This is a genomic window from Streptomyces sp. NPDC045968 (assembly GCF_056430475.1).
This window is the reverse complement of the sequence record NZ_JBWKLF010000011.1, coordinates 272,710-292,180: the sequence shown is the minus strand read 5'-3', so window position 1 is coordinate 292,180 and position 19,471 is coordinate 272,710. Positions and strand designations below refer to the sequence as shown.

Sequence of the window (19,471 nt, the reverse complement as noted above, 5' to 3'; positions counted from 1 at the left end):
CCCCCCCCCCCCCCCCCCCCCCCCCCCCCCCCCCCCCCCCCCCCCCCCCCCCCCCCCCCCCCCCCCCCCCCCCCCCCCCCCCCCCCCCCCCCCCGAGGCCCCTCGGATCTGACGAGAAAATGTGGTGATGAAAGTGTTCGACGTCGACGAGTATCTCCGGTGCATAGGCCACGACGGAGAAGTGAAGCCTGATATCGAAACGCTGCGGGTGTTGCACAAGAAGCACCTCATGGCGATTCCCTACAACAGCGTCAGCTCATTGACGTTTCCGCCCTCTCGGAGCGGGACCGGAGTCGACCTCGTCGATATCGACGAGGACGCGACATTCGATGCCGTGGTCGCCGAGGGGCGGGGTGGCGGCTGTATTCAGCTGAGCCGACTTTTCTTCCGGCTGCTCCGGGAATTGGGCTTCGATGTCGCGTTGCTGGGCGGAAGCACCGTCGAGGGGGCGCAGGTCTTCAGGACGGAGGTCGAGCACATGCTCATCCTCGTCACGCTCCACGACGAGAAGTGGCTGGTGGACGTCGGCTACGCCGGACCTTCCTTCCTGGAACCGCTGCTGGTCGGTGAGGCGGTGCAGGTCCAGTACGGGGTCCAGTACCGGCTGGTCGAGGACGCCGGCGTCCTCGTGCTCCAGCGGTGCGCGCAGGGCGGCCGCTGGCATGTCGTCTACCGGCTGACCCTGGCCGCCCGGCAGCCGGCCGCCTGGTCGGAGTTCGAGAGCCGGGTCAACGAGAAGCTGGCGCAGATGGAACCGGGCGAAGGCGGGCTGATGCTCTGTAGCCGGGCCTCGGACGACGGCCAGGTCATCCTCAAGGGACGGCGGTACCTGACGGTTCAGAACGGCCGGGAGCAGGTACGCACCCTCATCGACAACGACGAGTACAAGCAGCTCGCGTCGGGCGTCCTCACCGGGCCGAGCGGCCGAGTGTGCCGCGAATGACGACGTACCCCGCCCCGATGCGCGTCGTCTCCGCCCCTCGGGCGCGGCGCAGGGGACCGCTCGGACCGCTCGACGGGACGCACCACGACCTCGACGGGACGCACTACGACCCCGACGAGACGCACCACGCCCGCGCCGAGGCGCTGGACGAGACACGCTTCGGGCCGGCCGCCGTGCGGCAACGACTGCGCGCGGCGCCGCCCCTGGTCGCGCAGGACGAGACGGAACGGCTGTCGGCCCGGCTGGCGGCGGTGGCCCGCGGCGAGGCGTTCCTGCTCCAGGGCGGTGACAGCGCCGAGTCCGCCGCCTGCGACATGCAGGCGAATCTGGACGCGAACCTGCGGGTGCTGCACCAGATGGCCGTCGTCCTCATGTACGCCACCGGACTGCCGGTGGTGAAGGTGGCCCAGGTCTGCGGGCCGTACGCAAGGCCCGGCCGCGTCGGTGCGCATGCCGAGGCCGTTGCCCGCGATGACCGGATCCTGCGGGACCACGACATGTCGGCCGCCGCCATGAACCTGTTCCGTGGACTGTGCCGCAGCGAGACGGCCGGCCTGAGAGGTATCCACGGCTGGAACGCCGACTTCGTCCGCAGTGGGCCGGCAGGTGGGCGGTACCGTGCCCTGGCCGACCGGATCGGCCGTGGTCTGCGCTTCATGGAGGTCGGCGGATTCACGGACAACACCGTGCGGACCGCCGAGTTGTACACCTCCCGCCGCATGTCCGCCGGGGACCTCGGGCACGAGCCGGTGGCCACGCGCCCGGATGCTACGGCGCCCGGCCAGGCGTCGCCGACGTACAGCGGCCTGGCCCACTACCTCTGGATCGACGAGCACGCCGAACGCCTGGACGCCGCGCACGCCGCCTTCGTCCGCGGCTCCGCCGGCCCGATCGGCCTGCGCATCGGACCGGACAGCCCTCCGGCACACGTCGCCGACCTGGTGGAGAGGCTCGATCCGCACTCGACACCGGGGCGGCTGACCCTCATCAGTGCGATGGGCGAGGAGCGGGTCCGCGAGGCACTGCCGCCCCTCGTGGAGCGGGTCGGCGCGACCGGCCGGCAGGTGGTCTGGCAGTGCGACCCGCTGTACGGCAACATCCGGGAGACGGCCGCGGCCGGTCCGACCGTCGACTTCGACGGTGCGCTCGGCGAGGTCGGCGGCTTCTTCGAGGCGCACCACCGCCTGGGCACCCATCCCGGTGGCATCCGTATCGAGACCGGTGGCGCGGAGAAGACCGTCGGCGGACCGCGTCTCACCGGGCCGCAGGCGGTCGAACTCGGCTTCTTCACCGCGGAGCTGCTGCACGGCTGAACGGGACGGCGGATGAGCGCGGACATACGAAGAGGCGGTGCCCGGGGTGGACAACCCCGGGCACCGCCTCTTCGTCGCTCAACGCTCCTCGCGGCCCGGTCACACAGCCACAGCCGACGGCCTCACGGCCAGGTGAGCACGAGGTTGCCGCGGACGTCTCCGTCCGACAGGCGCTTGAATGCCGTCGGCGCGTCCTGCGCCGGCATCACCTCGTCCACCAGCGGCCTGATGCCCGTCGTGTTCATCAGCGCCAGCATCCGCGCGTACTCGTCACGCGTACCGCTGAACGACCCGACGATCTTGATCTGGTGGAAGTAGATCCGGTGCAGCCGCGCGGGCGAGACGTCGCCGGTGGTCGCACCGGCGACGACGACCGTGCCGCCGTTGCGCACGCTGCGCAGCGAGTGCGTCCACGTCGCCTTGCCGACACTGTCGATGACGGCATCCACCTGCTCGGGCAGGTCCGCGTTGGACTCGAACACCTCGTGGGCGCCCAGCCGCCGGGCCAGGTCCCGCTTGTCGGCGGTACGGCTGGTGGCATAGACGCGGAGCCCGGCAGCCGCCCCCAGCGTGATCAACGCGGTGGACAGTCCGCCGGCCGCGCCCTGCACGAGCACGGAGTTGCCGGGCAGCAGTTCGGCCTTGGTGAACAGCATGCGGTACGCCGGCAGCCAGGTGCACATCAAGCAGGCCGCCTCTTCCCACGTGAGGTGGTCAGGGATGGGCAGCAGGCTGGTCGCCGGAGCCGCGATGTACTCGGCGAGGGTGCCGGGCCGTGCTCCGACGAGCTGCGCGGCCGGCAGGACCAGCGTCTCGTCGGTCGTGCCCGGCGGGGAGTCCAGTACCGGGTAGAGCGCCACGCGCCGGCCGTCCGGGTCCTCACCAGCCGCTTCGCAGCCCAGGATCCGGGGGTACTTGTCGTGGTTCAGCCCCACGCCCCGCAGGGTCCACAGGTCCTTGTGGTTCAGGGAGACGGCCCGGACCCGCAGGCGTACCCATCCCTCGGGCACCACGGGGTCGGGGCGTTCGCCGACCATCAGGGCGGACAGCGGGTCGTGCTCGTCCGGGTGTGCGGCGTAGACGGCTTTCACACGCTTGCCCTCTCGCGTCGGCCCTCGCCACGCAGGCGATTCCCCGTTTCCTCGATGAGAGGCGCCTGAATGGGCAGTGGAATGTCGCGACAGCGCATGAATCTCCTCACGCAGTGGTCGGTCAGCAATGGAAAGTCGAATGCAGCATTTCCTTGGACGCACTGGCCGTGAAGTCCTGTCATGCCATTCGGTGACGCTAGCGCAGAGCCGTCGCGGCGCACCATCCCTCAGCCTGGTAGGCCTGGCCAGGACCGGCCGTCACTGATCCGTTCGCCCGACAGGAAATATCCGCAGGAACTACCAGACCGAGGGATGTGGAGATCCCGCGAGGGCTTTAGCGTGGCGCCGCCGAGTCATGTCTGGAGAAAAGATCTGTATGCGACGCAAGCTGTCTCTGTCGGAAATCCTGTACGTCGGTGAGATCAGAACCCTCGCGACGACCGTCTGCACCGTGCGCGGCGAGGTCGACGCGGAGTTGCTGGCCGCGGCGTTCGACGCGAAGGTCGCTCAGCACCGGTCGCTGCGCAGCCGAGTGGCCAGGGACGGCGACGACGTCTTCCTCGAACTGCTGGACGAGGACGAACTGCCCAGGGTCGAGGTGTATCCGGCCGGTCCCACCGACCTGACCGATCAACTCAACAGGCCGCTGCCGACCGGCGGCCCCCTGGTCCGCGCCACCCTCTTCCGCGGCGACGGCGAGTCCACCTTCGTCCTCGGCATCGACCACGTCATCTGTGACGGGCACAGTGCGACCGTCCTGTGCAACGAGATCTGGGGCACCTACGCCGAGCTCCAGGAAGGCACGTACCAGGCCCCGGAGAGCGCGGGGGAGTCCTGGCCGGTGGCCGTCGACGACCTGCTCGCACCGTGCGCCGAGGAGGAACTCGCCGCGTACGTCGAGGGCCGCACCGAGCGCGTCGCGGCGCATCCGCTGGCCGTGCTTCCGTTCACCGCTGAGCAGCCGGCCGAGCAGCCCACGGGTGAGGGGCCGCTGATGGACGTCCGGCGGATCCGCCTCACCCGTGAGCAGACCAGCAGGCTGGTCGCGTTCGCCAAGGCCACCGCGGTCTCCGTGCACGGCCTGGTCGGAGCGGCTCTGCTGACCGCCGTCCGGGACGGCTACGGGCCCGAGTACGGTGCCGACCACCGGCTGAGCTTCGTCTCCCCGGTCGACCTGCGGGCGCGGCTGACCCCGGCACTCGACCGCGACGTCCTGATTCCCGCCGCGTCCTGGTACCTCGATGTCGTCGACGTACCCGCCGGATGCGACCTGATCGAGCTGGGGCGCCGGATCACCGGGAACCTGCGCGACGCCATCGGGCAGGGCGAACCGGCCCGGGAGCTCCAGGCGTTGCCGCGGCTGCTGGCGAACCCCTCCGTGCTGACCGCGAGCCTGGTGATGCCCAACGTCGGCAGCGTCGCGGGTCCGCCCGCGCCGCGTGGGCTGGAGATCACCGATATGCGCAAGTTCGCCATCTCCTCCAAGTGGGTCCCCGAGGCAGGGGCGGGCGCGCTGATCGCGTCCCCTATGACCGTCTACGGCCGGCTGAGCATCGAGATGCCGTACAGCGCCAAGTGCTTCACGCCTGCCCGGATGGACGAGGTGCACGACCACGTGCTCGCCACCCTGCTGTCCTTCGTGGAGCGCGCCCCGGTCGCGGAACCCGTGGCCGGGGCGGTGTCGGCGGGCTGACGCCGACCTGTTCGGGGGATCCCGGAGATTCGATGGATTCGAGAGAGGGGCAAGGCATGGCTGGAGTCGCCATGGTGACCGGCGCAGCACAGGGCATCGGCGCCGCCGCGTCCGTGCGACTGGCCGAGCACGGCCTGGACGTCGCGGTGCTCGGCAGGGACGAGGCCGCGTACGCCGACACGGTACGCAGGATCACGGAGACGGGCCGGAGGTGCGTGTTCGTGGCCGCGGAGATCACCGACGCGGGCTCGGTCGACGCCGCGCTCGCCCGCGTCTGCGCCGAACTGGGCGATCCCGCCGTTCTGTTGCACTGTGTCGGAGCGGTGGACGGCGGTCCGTTGAGCGAGCTCTCCGACGAGGGCTGGACCGAAGCCGTCGGCGGCCCCCTCCGGGGGGTGTTCCTCACCAGCCGTGCGGTCATCGACTCGATGATCAAGAACGGCCGGGGCCGGATCCTCGCGCTCGCGGATGTCGCGGGCGCAGCCCCGGACGGGTCGCGGAGGAACTCGGTCGTCGAGACGGGGCTGGCCGGGTTCATCAGGACGCTCGCGCTGGAGCTGAGGCCCTTCGGCATCACGGCGAACATCATCGCGCCCGAGGCTCCCGTGGCCGGACTCACCCGTGCGCCCGCCCCCACCGGCGGGTCGGCGTACGCGGACGAAGTGGTGGACGCCGTACGGTTCCTGGCCGGCGACGACTCCTCGGCCGTCTCCGGCCAGGTCGTCCACGTCGCCATGACGCCCTGACCGTACGACGGTCCTGAACAGGCAGGCCGCACCAGAGCGGGCCCGGACACCGTCCGGGCCCGCTGCCGCATACGGCCCCCTGCCAGCCGAGCGGGGAGCCGCGAGACAAGGCGGGGGCCTTCCCGTACCGGAACCCAGTCCGTCACCGTCACCAGGTGACGGGCAGCTCCAGGAGGCTGACGACCGTGGAGCGGCCGCGCAGCGGGACCTCCTCCAGCGGAACGGCCAGCGCGAGACCGGGGAACTCCTCCACCAGCGTGCGGAGTCCGGCGCCGATGACGATGCGCGCCAGGTTCTGCCCAAGACACATGTGCACGCCGTACCCGAAGGCCATCTGCCCCGACGTGTCGCGGTCGAGGTCCAGCGCGTGCGGGCACCCGAACTTGGCAGGGTCGCGGTTGGCGGCCGGCAGCGAGACGGTGACGGTGTCGTCCTTCTTGACCGTCTCACCGCCCAGCTCGATGTCCTCAAGGGCGGTACGGAAGATCTGGTACTGGTTGACGGTCGTGTAGCGGAGCAGTTCCTCGATCGCGTTCGCGGACTTCGGGTCCGCGCGGAACGCCGCGAGCTGGTCCGTGTGGTGCAGCAGCGCCAGTGTGCTGCACGTCAGGGCCGCCTCGGTGGTCGAGTAGCCCGCGACGAACACCAGGAGAATCATGTTGGTGATTTCCTGGTCGGTCAGCTGGTCGGCGGCGATCAGCCGGCTCAGCATGTCGTCGCCGGGTTCCTCCCGCTTCCGCCCGACGAGCTCACGGACGTAGAGGAAGGACTCACGGGCGGCGGCGAACTCCGCCTCCAGCTCGATGCTCTCGTCGTTCGAGGTGTCCGGGAGCTGAGCGATCTTCTCGGACTCCTCGTACGGAATGCCGATCAGTTCGCAGATGACCCGCAGGACCAGGGGGCGTACGAAGGCCGAGACCAGATCCGCTGACGTGCCCTGCTCGCGCACCGCCTTCAGCTGCTCGGCGGCCAGGACGTCGACGCGCTCCGCCCACTGGTTCATCCGACGCGTGGTGAATTCCCCGGTCAGCAGTTTCCGGTACTTCGTGTGGTCCGGCGGGTCCATGTGAATGAACATGCCGGGCATCGCCGGGAGCGGCGGAATCTGCTTGCCCTTTTTGGTGATCGGGAAGTGCCCGATCCCATAATTGTGGCTGAAGACGGGATTGCTGAGGACCTCCCGGGCCAGCTCGTGGCCGGTCACCAGCCAGCCGACATGGCCGCTGGGATACGTCATTTTCGCCAACGGCCGTTCCCGGCTCAGGTCCAGCAGAAGCGACGGCGGATCGAAATGGTCCGTCCGGTCCCAGTGCTGCTGATAGGTAATCGGCTCGCTCATTACGGCATCCTTCTCAATATCGGGCATTACGCGGTGCGGTGCGAGAGTCGGCGGGCGTCCTTCACCGGACTCCCGGCCGCAGCCAGGCGCCGATCCGCTCCTGTACCTCCGGCGGGAAGATGTCCTTCGCCACCATGCCGTGGACCGTCTTCGGGGGCAGCGAGCTGTAGGTCGAACCCTTCTGGTCCGCGTACTGGGTGATCCGGAAGCTCACTGCCATGCTGCACAGCGCGTACGCCTCGGCGGCCGTGATGCCCGCCGCGGCCGGCAGCCAGGCGACCAGTCCGCGCAGACAGGCGAGCAGGGCGTCGTCGAGGTTGCCCGCGAAACCGAAGCCGATCCAGTGCGTGGGGGTCTCCGCGAGCGGCGCGGTCAGCGCCACGGTCTTGTGCAGGTCGTAGCGGATCCGCAGATCCTCCGCGGCCGACTTGATGCCCGTCTGGTCCACCATGCCGTCGCCCTGCACCGCGTGGACGTCACCGATCCACACCCGCCCGCCGGGCTTGGCCACCGGAAGGAACAGGGAGGAGCCGACGGTGAGTTCACGCAGCACCAGGTTGCCGCCGTACGCTCCGGCGAGCAGGGCGCTGACCGGTTCGTCCCCGGCCGGCTCGACGCCCATGACACCGAGGAACGGCGCGAGGGGCAGCGTAACCCCCTGGGCGTACGTCGCCGTACGGCGGTCCTCGTCGAAGCGGAAGTAGTGCATGTACGGCTCGGAGAAGTCGTCGCGCAGCGCACCGGAACCCGGATGGGACGCGTTGCAGCCCCAGTCGCGGGTCCGCAGCTCGGTGAGCCGGCACTCGATCACATCGCCGGGCTCCGCCCCCGCGACCTCCACCGGGCCCAGGAGCGGATACGGGCAGCCGGGATTGCGCCGACGCACGTCGACCAGTTCCTCGAACGACATCCCGAACGACAGCTCGTTGTTCCAGTTCGTCCAGGTGTCGGGGTAACTCACCACATCGCCGGAATCAATCGTGGCGACCGCCGGGGCACCCGGATCAAGTACGCCTGAGCGCACGGTGCCGGGTGTCGACCCGACCGTATGTATCTGCATGTCACACGACGCTAGGCCAGCTCTCGTCCGAATATCAAGGAATTCTGCGGGCGTTCTGATGACTACCAGACCTGGGGATGTCGGGCCGTCGGCTGCGCGTCTATCTTGAGATCTGGTGAACGACCATTTCAGCGGGCCGATATGCGAGGCCGGAACGCCGTGCCTCAATTGACTGATGCGCCAACGGCCTCGCTCCACGAGCCGAATTGGAGAACGTGGTGCAAGGCAATAGTCATTATGTCCGGCAGATCCTGGACGCCCTGGGCGCCGACCCCTCTCGTGCACCTCTCATATGTGAGGACGTACCCACCGGCGCCGGCGACCTCGCCGATTCGGTCACGTCCGCCGCGCAGACGATGCGCCTCCAGGGTGTCGACAGCGAGAGCGTGGTCGCCGTCCTGACCAACGCCAATACTCCCGCGACGCTGGTGCTGCGCTGGGCGGCCAACCTCCTGGGCGCCACCGTGGTCCATCTCCGGGGGGTCAACGCGGTCAACCCGCTCGACCAACTGCCACTGGACCTCCAGCTCGACATCCTCACCGGCGTACGGGCGACCATGGTGGCCGTCGACGCGGACAACGTCGGCCGGGCACGCGAGCTGTGCGACGCACTGCCCGTGCGCCCGCTCCTCGCCGGACTCGGCGCCTTCGGCCCCGACATCGTCGACCTCACCGCCGCCCCCGCCGACGCGTTCGATCCGGAGACGGCACGGACCGGGGACATCGCCGTCGTCACGTACACGAGTGGCTCCACCGGGCGCCCCAAGGGCGTCAGTTGGGCGTTCGCGGTGAAGAACGACATGGTGGCCACCTCGGCCGCCCGTGGCGTCCCCGCGAACTGCCTGGTCACCGCGCCGCTGACGCATTCCAGCGGATTCGCCGCGGACGACACGATCATCACGGGCGGCCTCGTCGTCCTGCAGTCCTCCTTCGACGCGACCGAGGTCCTGCGGGCGATCGGGCAGTACGGAATCACCCGGCTCGTCCTGTCCGCGCCCCAGGTGTACGCGCTGACCGAGCACCCGGACGTCGACAGCGCCGACCTGTCGACCGTGCGGGAGCTCTTCTACACCGGCAGCGCCGCCTCCCCCGACCGGCTGGGCAAGGCCGTCGAGGTCCTCGGCCCCGTCATCATGCAGGTGTACGGCACCAGCGAGAGCGGGCTGATCAGCCTGCTGCTCCCGGACGACCACCGTGACCCCGCACTGCGGGCCACGGTCGGCCGGCCGCCCGAGGGCGTACAGGTCACGATCCGCGACACCGAGGACGGCCGGATTCTGGCGGCGGGCGAGGCCGGCGAGGTCTGTGTCATCTCCCGCTGGTCGATGGAGGGTTACTGGAACGAGCCCGAACTCACCGCGCACACCGTCCGCGACGGCTGGATCCACACCGGCGACATCGGCCACCTCGACGAGGCCGGATACCTCCACCTGCACGGCCGGATCGCCGACGTCATCAAGACGAACGGCATCAAGGTCTACCCCGCGTCCGTGGAGCGCGCCCTGCTGGATCACCCCGCGGTCGCCGAAGCAGCCGTGTTCGGCGTCGAGGACGTGGACCGCCTCGAACGGATCTGCGCCGTGGTCGTGCCGGCCGCCGGCGTGACCGGTCCCGACGCCGACGCGCTGCGCCGGCACGTCAGCGAGCGGCTCACCGCGAACCACGTACCGGCCGACATCGAGCTGCGCACCGGCCTGCCCGTCCTCGCCCTCGGCAAGCCGGACCGGCTCCGCCTGCGTGCCGAGGCCCGGGAGCGGCTCGCGGTCGCCGACGCCGGATGGCCGGTGGCCTGACATGACGAAGTCGAACACGACGTCGGGGGGCGCGGCCCCGTCGCCCGGGACCGCACCGCTCGAGGAGCTTGAGGAGAAGGACGGCATGGCGACCACCACGCACGGCACTTGGACCGACAGCGGTCCCGGCCAGGCCCCGTTCACGCTCGCGGAGCTGCTGGAGCGGCGGGCCAAGGACTGCCCCGACGCGACCGCGCTCGTCTCCGGCGACGAGACCCTGACCTACGACGAGTTCAACCGGCGGGCCAACCAGCTCGCCCGGGTCCTCCTCGCCCATGGCGCGGGCCCCGAGCGACTCGTCGCCCTGGCACTGCCGCGCTCCATCGACATGGTGGTCGCCACCCTCGCGGTCGCCAAGACCGGCGCGGCGTTCCTGCCGGTCGACCCGGCCTACCCGGCCGACCGCATCGCCTTCGTCCTCGCCGACGCGGCTCCCGCACTGGTGTGCACCAGCCGTGCGTCGGCCGACCGGATACCGGCGTCCACCGAGGTGGAACGGCTCGTCATCGACGAGCAGGAGACCAGCGCCCGCATCACGGCCGCCCTCGACGCGAACCCGACGCTCTTCGACCTGAGCGCTCCCCTGATGGCGGCCGGCCTGGCCTACGTCATCTACACCTCGGGCACCACCGGCAAGCCGAAGGGCGTCGCCGTCACACACGCCGGCCTGGCCGGGCTGGCCGCCGCGACGGTCGAGCGGATGGCCATCGACGCGGACAGCCGTCTGCTCCAGTTCGCCTCGCCGAGCTTCGACGCGTACGTATTCGAGCTGCTCGCGGCCCTTGAGGCCGGTGCCGCCCTGATCGTCCCGCCGGCCGCCACCCTGGCGGGCGAGACCCTGGCCGAGGTGCTCACCGGACACCGCGTCAGCCACGCCGTGCTGCCTCCGGTGGCCGCGGCCAGCGTGCCCGCCGAGGAACTCACCGGTGTACGCAGCCTGCTGGTGGCGGGCGAGGCGTGCTCCGCCGAACTCGTGTCGCGCTGGGCCCAGGACCGCCGCATGATCAATGCGTACGGGCCGACCGAAGTCACCGTGTGCGCCACCATGACCGAGCCGCTGACCGGCCCCGGTACTCCCTCGCTCGGCACCGCGATCCCCGGCGCCACGGTCCACGTCCTGGACGCGCGGCTGCGCCCGCTGCCCGCGGGGGAACGCGGCGAGCTCTATGTCAGCGGTTCCGGTGTGGCACGCGGATACCTGGGGCGCCCGGGCCTCACCGCCGAGCGATTCGTCGCCGACCCGTTCGCGGCTGACGGAACCCGCATGTACCGGACCGGCGACCTGGTGTCCCTGCGACCGGACGGCAGTCTCGACTTCCACGGGCGTGTGGACGACCAGGTCAAGCTCCGCGGATTCCGCATCGAGCTCGGCGAGGTGGCGAGCGTTTTGGCAGGACACCCCGCGGTCGACCAGGCCGTGGCCATCGTCCGTGAGGACCAGCCGGGAGTCCAGCAGCTCGTCGCGTACGTCATCCAGGGGGCGACCTACGGGAAGCCCGCCCCGGCCTCCGCCGAACTGCGCGACTACGCGGCCCGGAGCCTGCCGGAGCACATGGTGCCCGCCGCCTGCGTCACCGTCGAGGCCTTCCCCACGACGCCCAACGGGAAGCTCGACCGCCAGGCGCTGCCGGCGCCGCAGACGACGGCCGACGCGGACGGAAGGGCGCCCCGCACTCCGGCGGAGGAAGCGTTCGCCGGCATCTTCGGCGAGCTGCTGGGCGTGTCCGAGGTCAGTGCCGACAGCAACTTCTTCGCCCTCGGCGGCGACAGCATGCTCGCCATCACCGTCATCCTCAAGGCGCGGGCCGCGGGCTACTCGATCTCGCCCCGCGAGATGATCAGCAACCCGACCGTCGAGGCCCTCGCCGCGGTGGCGAGCAGCACCGACCGCCCGGAGTCCGGCGCAGGCACCCCCGGCGGCAGCGCACCGGAGGCGCGATGAGGGCGCTGCCCTGCGCCCCTCGTGACCGTGGTGAGCACGCTCCCTCCAACCGGGCCCGTGCCACCACCAGTTCACCCGACGCCGCCCGGACGCGTACCACGCGCCACCGGGCCGCGCGATCGTCGACGCGAACCGCGGACTGGAGACACCGATGAACATCAAGCCCATGGTCGACCCGGCCGAACTCGAGGGCCTCGACCTCGCCGACCCCCGGCTGCACGCCGAGCGGGACCTGACCGAGGTATGGCGCCACCTGCGCGCCGAGCGCCCCATGTACTGGCAGGAGGCACGCGGCTCACAGCCCGGCTTCTGGGTGGTCAGCCGGTACGAGGACGCGATGTCCGTGTACCGGGACAAGGAACACTTCACCACCGAGCGGGGCAACGCCCTGGGCACCCTCCTGACCGGCGGTGACTCGGCGGCCGGGACGATGCTGGCGGTGACGGACGGAGTCCGCCACTCCCAGATCCGCAACATCCTGATGAAGGCGTTCTCGCCGCGGATGCTGCACGACATCGGCCAGGCCCTGCGCGAGACGGTCGACGGGCTCCTCGTCGACGCCATCAACAAGGGCGAGTGCGACTTCGCCGAGGACGTCTCGGGCAGCGTCCCGCTCGGAGCCATCTGCGACCTGCTCGGAGTGCCGCGCTCGGACCGCAAGTACCTCCTCGGCCTCACCTCCCGTGCCTGGAGCTCCGACCACGCCGACGCCCCGCCCGAGGACAGCTGGACCGCCAAGAGCGAGATCCTGCTGTACTTCGCGGACCTGGCGAGCACCCGCCGCCACAGCGACCACAACGACGTGGTCAGCCTGCTGGCCAACAGCCAGATCGACGGCGAACGCCTCAGCGACGCCGAGCTCATGGCGAACTGCTACGGCCTGATGATCGGTGGCGACGAGACCGGCCGCCACGCCATCACCGGCGGTCTGCTCGCGCTGATGCGCAATCCCGACCAGTGGAAGGCCCTCCGCAGCGGCGAGGCGAAACTCGACACCGCCGTCGAGGAGGTACTGCGCTGGACCGTGCCGTCCATCCACGGCGGCCGCGCCGCGACCGGTGATGTCGTCGTGAACGGACAGCGGATCAGGGCCGGCGACGTCGTCAGCGTGTGGATCTCCTCGGCCAACCGCGACGGCGACGTCTTCGCGGACCCGGACCGGTTCGACCTGAACCGCACGCCCAACAAGCACCTCACCTTCGCCCACGGCGCGCACTTCTGCCTGGGGCACTACCTCGCCCGCATGGAGATCGAGGCGGTGCTTGACGGGCTGCGCCGGATGGTTACCGACATCGAGCAGACCGCCCCCGAGAGCTGGATCTACTCGACGATCCTGCACGGCATGAGTTCGCTTCCGGTATCCCTCAAGCCCGACCTCAGCGGCATGCCCAAGGGCTGACACGCCCGCCGCGGCCCAGTGGAATGCCGCTGGAATGCCGCCCCAGAAAGGTGCACACCCATGTCCAACCCCTTCGAAGACCTCGACGGCGGTTACCTCGTCCTGGTCAACGACGAGGAGCAGTACTCCCTCTGGCCCGCGTTCGCCGATGTACCGGCCGGCTGGAAGGCCGTGATGGGGCCGGACGGCCGGGCGGAATGCCTGGCCCACATCGAGGCCTCGTGGCTCGATCTGCGCCCCAAGAGCCTGATCGGGTCGATGGCGGGCAACGCGGCCCCTGCCGCCGCCCAGTAGCACCGCGTACGCATCCGCGTAAATCCCTACGCATTCGCACACCGACCGGTACGCAGGCGAGACGCTGCGTGAGAAAGGACCGCGCATGGCCCCCGGCAGCCCCCGCACCGACGCCGTAGCGATCGTCACAGGAGCAGGTCGGGGCATCGGTGCCGCGACGGCGGAGCGGCTCGCGGCCGACGGCGCCGCCGTGGTCGCCCTCGACCGGGTCGAGGGCGACGCGGCGGACACCGTGGCCGCGATCCGGAAGGCGGGCGGCCGTGCCATGGCCGTCGGCTGCGACGTCACGGTGTCCGGCCAGGTCGACGCCGCGATCGACCGTACGGTCGCGGAGTACGGACGACTGGACATCCTCGTCAACAACGCGGGTGTCCTCCGCGACAACATGATCTTCATGATGAGCGACGACGACTGGGACACGGTCGTCGACGTGCACCTGAAGGGCACCTTCCTGTGCTCGCGCGCGGCACAGCGGCACATGGTGCGGCAAGGGTCGGGAAAGATCGTCAATCTCAGTTCCGTCGCCGCGGGCGGGAACCGTGGCCAGGCCAACTACGCGGCTGCCAAGGCGGGTGTGCAGGGTCTCACCCGTACGCTGGCGATCGAGCTGGGCCCGCACGGGATCAATGTGAACGCCATCGCGCCCGGCTTCGTGGCCACGGCCATGACGGATCAGACCGCGCGCCGCACGGGCGCCGACCCGGAGGAGTTCCGGCGGGCGGCGGCGTCCAGGTCACCACTGCGCCGCGTCGGCTCGCCGGCCGACATCGCCGGCGTGGTGGCGTTCCTCGCGAGCGACGACGCCGCGTACGTCACGGGCCAGACGATCCATGTGGACGGCGGGCCCCAGTAACTCCGCTCCCCATCCAGGGTGCCGGCGCACGCTCCCCGTCCTGTGCGCCGGCACCGCCGCCCGCACCCGCCCCGGCCGTACGGCCGCACCCCAGGAGGTTTCCCATGCTCGATCACCGTCTCCCCGCCGAGTACGAGGACTTGCGACGCACGGTCGCCGAATTCGCTCAGGACGTGGTCGCCCCGAAGATCGGCGAGTACTACGAGCAGCGCCAGTTCCCGTACGAGATCGTCCGGGAGATGGGCCGCATGGGGCTGTTCGGCCTGCCCTTCCCCGAGGAGTACGGCGGCATGGGCGGCGACTACTTCGCCCTCTGCCTGGCCCTTGAGGAGCTGGCACGGGTCGACTCCTCGGTGGCCATCACCCTGGAGGCGGCGGTGTCGCTCGGTGCCATGCCCATCTACCGGTTCGGCACGGAGGAGCAGAAGCGGGAGTGGCTGCCCCGGCTGACCTCGGGCGAGATGCTCGGCGCGTTCGGCCTGACCGAGCCCGAGGGCGGCTCGGACGCGGGTGCCACCCGCACCACCGCCCGCTACGACGCGGCGACCGACGAGTGGGTGATCAACGGGACCAAGTGCTTCATCACCAACTCCGGCACGGACATCACCGGCCTCGTCACCGTCACCGCCCTCACCGAACCCGGGCCGGCGGACGGTGCGAACGGCACCGATGGCCCACTGCCGCCCTCGCGAGGCATTTCCTCGATCATCGTGCCCGCGGGTACCCCCGGATTCGACGTGGCGAAGGGCTACTCGAAGGTCGGCTGGAACGCCTCCGACACCCACGAACTCTCCTTCAGCGACTGCCGGGTTCCCGCCGCCAACCTGGTGGGGACCCGGGGCCGCGGCTACGCCCAGTTCCTCCGGATTCTGGATGAGGGCCGCATCGCCATCGCCGCACTGGGCACCGGCCTGGCCCAGGGCTGCGTCGACCAGTCACTCGCGTACGCGAAGGCCCGCCATGCGTTCGGCCGCCCGGTCGGGGCCAACCAGGTCATCCAGTTCAAGATCGCGGACATGGAGACGCGTACCCACATGTCGCGTCTTGCCTGGCGGGACGCGGCTTCCCGGCTGCTGCACGGTGAACCGTTCAAGAAGGAGGCCGCGATCGCCAAGCTCCACTCCTCCGAGGCCGCCGTCGACAATGCCAGGGAGGCCACCCAGATCCATGGCGGATACGGCTTCATGAACGAGTACCCGGTGGCCCGGATGTGGCGCGACTCCAAGATCCTGGAAATCGGCGAGGGCACTTCGGAGGTCCAGCGGATGCTCATCGCGCGGGAACTCGGGATGATGTCATGACGCGGTCGCGGCCCGGCCCGGGGGACTCGCGATGACGCGGCAGGCGCCGGTGCTGACGAGCGCGGCTGATCCCGCCTCGGAGGCCTGGCGGACCAACGAGGCGGCGCACCGCGCACTCGTGGACGATCTGCGGGGACGCCTCGCGGTGGCCCGGCTCGGTGGTGGGGAGAGGGCCCGGGCCCGGCATGTGGCGCGCGGCAAGCTGCTGCCGCGCGAGCGCGTGGACACCCTGCTCGACGCGGGGTCGCCCTTCCTGGAGCTGGCGCCGCTGGCGGCGGAGGGGATGTACGGAGGGGCCGCCCCGGCCGCCGGGGTGATCGCGGGGATCGGCCGGGTGAGCGGGCGCGAGTGCGTGATCGTGGCCAATGACGCGACCGTCAAGGGCGGCACGTACTACCCGATGACCGTGAAGAAGCATCTGCGGGCCCAGGAGGTGGCGCTGGAGAACCGGCTGCCCTGCGTCTACCTGGTGGATTCGGGCGGCGCCTTCCTGCCGCTCCAGGACGAGGTCTTCCCCGACCGGGAGCACTTCGGACGGATCTTCTACAACCAGGCCCGGATGTCGGGCGCGGGCATCCCGCAGATCGCGGCGGTCCTCGGCTCGTGCACGGCGGGCGGGGCGTATGTCCCGGCGATGAGCGACGAGGCGGTGATCGTCCGCAACCAGGGCACGATCTTCCTGGGCGGCCCGCCGCTGGTGAAGGCGGCGACCGGCGAGGTCGTGACGGCCGAGGAGCTGGGCGGCGGCGAGGTCCACTCCCGGACCTCCGGGGTCACCGACCATCTCGCGGAGGACGACGCCCACGCGCTGCGGATCGTGCGCAACATCGCCGCGACGCTGCCCGCGCGCGGGCAGCTCCCGTGGTCGGTCAAGGCGGCCGAGGAGCCGGCGGTGGACCCGGCGGGGCTGTACGGTGCGGTGCCGGTCGACTCCCGCACCCCCTACGACGTGCGGGAGGTCATTGCCCGGCTGGTGGACGGCTCCCGGTTCGCGGAGTTCAAGGCGGAGTTCGGCCAGACGCTGGTCACGGGCTTCGCGCACATCCAGGGTCACCCGGTCGGCATCATCGGGAACAACGGCATCCTGTTCTCCGAATCCGCCCAGAAGGGCGCGCACTTCGTCGAGCTGTGCGACCAGCGGGGCATCCCGCTGCTCTTCCTCCAGAACATCTCCGGCTTCATGGTCGGCCGTGACTACGAGGCGGGCGGCATCGCCAAGCACGGGGCGAAGATGGTGGCGGCGGTGGCCTGCACCCGCGTCCCCAAGCTGACGGTGGTCATCGGCGGGTCCTACGGCGCCGGCAACTACTCGATGTGCGGCCGGGCGTACTCCCCCCGGTTCCTGTGGATGTGGCCCAACGCGAAGATCTCGGTGATGGGCGGCGAGCAGGCGGCATCGGTACTCGCGACCGTCAAGCGGGACCAGCTCGAAGGGCGCGGCGAGTCCTGGCCCGCCGCGGAGGAGGAAGCCTTCAAGGACCCGGTCCGCGAGCAGTACGAGCAGCAGGGCAACGCCTACTACGCGACGGCGCGCCTGTGGGACGACGGCGTGATCGACCCGATGGAAACCCGGCAGGTGGTGGGCCTGGCGCTCACGGCCTGCGCCAACGCCCCGTTGTCCGAGTCCGCCTTCGGCGTCTTCCGGATGTGAGGACCTCCCCATGACCATGTTCAGCACCGTTCTCGTCGCCAACCGGGGCGAGATCGCGGTCCGGGTGATCCGCACCCTGCGCGCGATGGGTATCCGCTCGGTCGCCGTCTTCAGCGACGCGGACGCGGACGCACGGCACGTGAGGGAAGCGGACACGGCGGTCCGTATCGGCCCCGCCCCCGCGTCGGAGAGCTATCTCTCGATCGAGCGCCTCATCGAAGCGGCGGCCGCCTCGGGCGCGGAGGCCATCCACCCCGGATACGGCTTCCTCGCCGAGAACGCCGCCTTCGCCCGCGCGTGTACGGACGCGGGGCTGGTCTTCATCGGCCCGTCCGCCTCCGCGATCGCGCTGATGGGCGACAAGATCCGGGCCAAGGAGACGGTGCGCACGGCAGGGGTCCCGGTGGTCCCCGGCTCGTCCGGCAGCGGCCTGTCGGACGGGGAACTGGCCGCCGCGGCACGGCAGATCGGCATGCCGGTCCTGTTCAAGCCCTCGGCGGGCGGTGGCGGCAAGGGAATGCGCCTGGCCCGCCTGGAGCCGGCCCTCCTGGAGGAGATCGCCTCCGCCCGGCGCGAGGCCCGCTCCTCCTTCGGCGACGACACGCTTCTGGTCGAGCGGTGGATCGAGCGCCCCCGGCACATCGAGATCCAGATTCTGGCGGACGCCCACGGGAACGTGGTGCATCTCGGTGAGCGCGAGTGCTCGCTCCAGCGCCGCCACCAGAAGATCATCGAGGAAGCCCCCTCGGTGTTCCTGGACGAGACGACGCGTGCGGCGATGGGCGAGGCGGCGGTACGGGCGGCCCGCTCCTGCGGCTACCGGGGCGCGGGCACGGTCGAGTTCATCGTCCCGGGCGACGACCCTGCCGCGTACTTCTTCATGGAGATGAACACCCGCCTCCAGGTCGAGCACCCGGTGACGGAGCTGATCACCGGCCTGGACCTGGTGGAGTGGCAGCTCCGGATCGCGGCGGGCGAGGAACTCCCGTACAGCCAGGGGGACATCACCCTGACCGGGCACGCCATCGAGGCCCGGATCTGCGCGGAGGACCCCTCCCGGGGCTTCCTTCCCTCCGGAGGCACGGTCCTGGCGCTCCACGAGCCCCAGGGGCAGGGGGTGCGCACCGACTCGGGGCTGAGCGAGGGCACGGAGGTCGGCAGCCTCTACGACCCGATGCTCTCCAAGGTCATCGCGTACGGCCCCGACCGGGCCACCGCCATCCGCAGGCTCCGCGCGGCCCTGGCCCGCACGCTCACCCTGGGCGTCCCCACCAACGCGGGCTTCCTGCGTCGCCTGCTGGCCCACCCCGCGGTGCTGGCAGGGGAGCTGGACACCGGCCTGGTCGAGCGCGAGGCGGATGCCCTGATCCCGGGCGGCATCCCGCACGAGGTGTACGAAGCGGCGGCGGCCGTACGGGAAGCGGCTCTCGAACCGCAGGCCACGGACGGCTGGACGGACCCCTTCTCCGTCCCCGGTGGCTGGCGCCTCGGCGGCACGCCCGCCCCCCTCACCCACTGGCTCCGCGTGGCGGGACTCGACCCCGTCGCCCACCAGCTGCGGGACAGGGGAGGACACAGGGTCGAGGGCGGCCGCGTATCGGTGACGGTGGACGGAGTGGTGCACACCTTCGCGTACGCGGGGGAGTGGCTCGGCAGGGACGGTGACGCCTGGCACGTTCAGGACCACGACCCCGTCGCCGCCGCGCTGAGCGGCGCCGGCCACGTCGGAGCCGACACCCTCGCCGCGCCCATGCCGGGCACCGTCACCGTCGTCAAGGTTGCCGTGGGGGACCAGGTCGACGCCGGGCAGAGCCTGCTCGTCGTCGAGGCCATGAAGATGGAGCATTCCCTGTCCGCCCCTCACACCGGCACCGTCACCGCACTCGACGCGACCGTGGGCTCCACCGTCGCCCTGGGCCAGATCCTCGCCGTCGTCACCCCGTCGCGGAACGAGGGTGAGGGCAGCCCGTGTTGACCGGAAGCGGAAGGAGACCGGCTGATCATCTCCGGTCCCCGTCGCATAGTGTTGCTGTCTTTCGTGACCGTCGCGGTT

15 protein-coding genes are annotated in these 19,471 nt (G+C 70.7%); 12 read left to right on the top strand and 3 right to left on the bottom strand.

Going from position 1 to position 19,471, the window contains the following annotated elements; all coding sequences use genetic code 11:
- Nucleotides 1-127: 127 nt before the first annotated feature.
- Nucleotides 128-943, top strand: a complete 816-nt coding sequence (locus AC07FA_RS29610; protein ID WP_479079358.1) for an arylamine N-acetyltransferase family protein — start codon at nucleotides 128-130, stop codon at nucleotides 941-943.
- The gene (locus AC07FA_RS29605; protein ID WP_479079357.1) at nucleotides 940-2,256 is read left to right on the top strand and encodes a 3-deoxy-7-phosphoheptulonate synthase; all 1,317 of its coding nucleotides are present in this window, start codon (nucleotides 940-942) and stop codon (nucleotides 2,254-2,256) included. Before AC07FA_RS29610 ends, AC07FA_RS29605 begins: the two co-directional genes overlap by 4 nt.
- A 122-nt stretch (nucleotides 2,257-2,378) precedes the next feature.
- On the opposite strand, the gene AC07FA_RS29600 is transcribed toward AC07FA_RS29605, so the two are convergent.
- The gene (locus AC07FA_RS29600) at nucleotides 2,379-3,347 is read right to left on the bottom strand and encodes a zinc-binding dehydrogenase (protein WP_479079356.1); all 969 of its coding nucleotides are present in this window, start codon (nucleotides 3,345-3,347) and stop codon (nucleotides 2,379-2,381) included.
- A gap of 376 nt (nucleotides 3,348-3,723) precedes the next feature.
- On the opposite strand from AC07FA_RS29600, the gene AC07FA_RS29595 reads away from it, so the two are divergent.
- Together AC07FA_RS29595 and AC07FA_RS29590 are read left to right on the top strand one after the other, a co-directional pair.
- On the top strand, nucleotides 3,724-5,040 hold the full coding sequence (locus AC07FA_RS29595; protein ID WP_479079355.1) for a phthiocerol/phthiodiolone dimycocerosyl transferase family protein: 1,317 nt from the start codon (nucleotides 3,724-3,726) through the stop codon (nucleotides 5,038-5,040).
- 56 nt (nucleotides 5,041-5,096) lie between these two features.
- Entirely contained in the window at nucleotides 5,097-5,786 is a 690-nt protein-coding gene (locus AC07FA_RS29590) for an SDR family NAD(P)-dependent oxidoreductase (protein WP_479079354.1), read from the top strand.
- Between the two features lie 148 nt (nucleotides 5,787-5,934).
- Here AC07FA_RS29590 and AC07FA_RS29585 read toward each other — a convergent pair whose 3' ends face one another.
- On the bottom strand, nucleotides 5,935-7,125 hold the full coding sequence (locus AC07FA_RS29585; protein ID WP_479079353.1) for a cytochrome P450: 1,191 nt from the start codon (nucleotides 7,123-7,125) through the stop codon (nucleotides 5,935-5,937).
- A gap of 61 nt (nucleotides 7,126-7,186) precedes the next feature.
- Nucleotides 7,187-8,185 (bottom strand): acetamidase/formamidase family protein, encoded by a 999-nt coding sequence (locus AC07FA_RS29580; RefSeq protein WP_479079352.1) that lies wholly within the window; start codon nucleotides 8,183-8,185, stop codon nucleotides 7,187-7,189.
- A gap of 218 nt (nucleotides 8,186-8,403) precedes the next feature.
- Here AC07FA_RS29580 and AC07FA_RS29575 point away from each other — a divergent pair, with 218 nt between their 5' ends.
- The 8 genes from AC07FA_RS29575 (at nucleotide 8,404) to AC07FA_RS29540 (ending at nucleotide 19,393) form a co-directional block, all read left to right on the top strand.
- On the top strand, nucleotides 8,404-9,978 hold the full coding sequence (locus AC07FA_RS29575; protein ID WP_479079351.1) for a class I adenylate-forming enzyme family protein: 1,575 nt from the start codon (nucleotides 8,404-8,406) through the stop codon (nucleotides 9,976-9,978).
- 1 nt (nucleotide 9,979) lies between these two features.
- Nucleotides 9,980-11,920: a non-ribosomal peptide synthetase gene (locus AC07FA_RS29570; RefSeq protein ID WP_479079350.1), complete on the top strand. Its 1,941-nt coding sequence runs from the start codon at nucleotides 9,980-9,982 to the stop codon at nucleotides 11,918-11,920.
- Nucleotides 11,921-12,071: 151 nt separating this feature from the next.
- A complete protein-coding gene (locus AC07FA_RS29565) occupies nucleotides 12,072-13,319 on the top strand; it encodes a cytochrome P450 (RefSeq protein WP_479079349.1) in 1,248 nt (415 codons plus the stop codon).
- Between the two features lie 60 nt (nucleotides 13,320-13,379).
- Nucleotides 13,380-13,613 (top strand): MbtH family protein, encoded by a 234-nt coding sequence (locus AC07FA_RS29560; RefSeq protein WP_479079348.1) that lies wholly within the window; start codon nucleotides 13,380-13,382, stop codon nucleotides 13,611-13,613.
- Between the two features lie 85 nt (nucleotides 13,614-13,698).
- Nucleotides 13,699-14,466 (top strand): 3-oxoacyl-ACP reductase FabG, encoded by a 768-nt coding sequence (gene fabG, locus AC07FA_RS29555; protein ID WP_479079347.1) that lies wholly within the window; start codon nucleotides 13,699-13,701, stop codon nucleotides 14,464-14,466.
- Nucleotides 14,467-14,570: 104 nt separating this feature from the next.
- On the top strand, nucleotides 14,571-15,767 hold the full coding sequence (locus tag AC07FA_RS29550; protein ID WP_479079346.1) for an acyl-CoA dehydrogenase family protein: 1,197 nt from the start codon (nucleotides 14,571-14,573) through the stop codon (nucleotides 15,765-15,767).
- Nucleotides 15,768-15,798: 31 nt separating this feature from the next.
- The gene (locus tag AC07FA_RS29545) at nucleotides 15,799-17,418 is read left to right on the top strand and encodes a carboxyl transferase domain-containing protein (RefSeq protein WP_479079345.1); all 1,620 of its coding nucleotides are present in this window, start codon (nucleotides 15,799-15,801) and stop codon (nucleotides 17,416-17,418) included.
- A 16-nt stretch (nucleotides 17,419-17,434) separates the two neighbouring features.
- Nucleotides 17,435-19,393 (top strand): acetyl/propionyl/methylcrotonyl-CoA carboxylase subunit alpha, encoded by a 1,959-nt coding sequence (locus tag AC07FA_RS29540; RefSeq protein WP_479079374.1) that lies wholly within the window; start codon nucleotides 17,435-17,437, stop codon nucleotides 19,391-19,393.
- The last annotated feature ends 78 nt before the right edge of the window (nucleotides 19,394-19,471 follow it).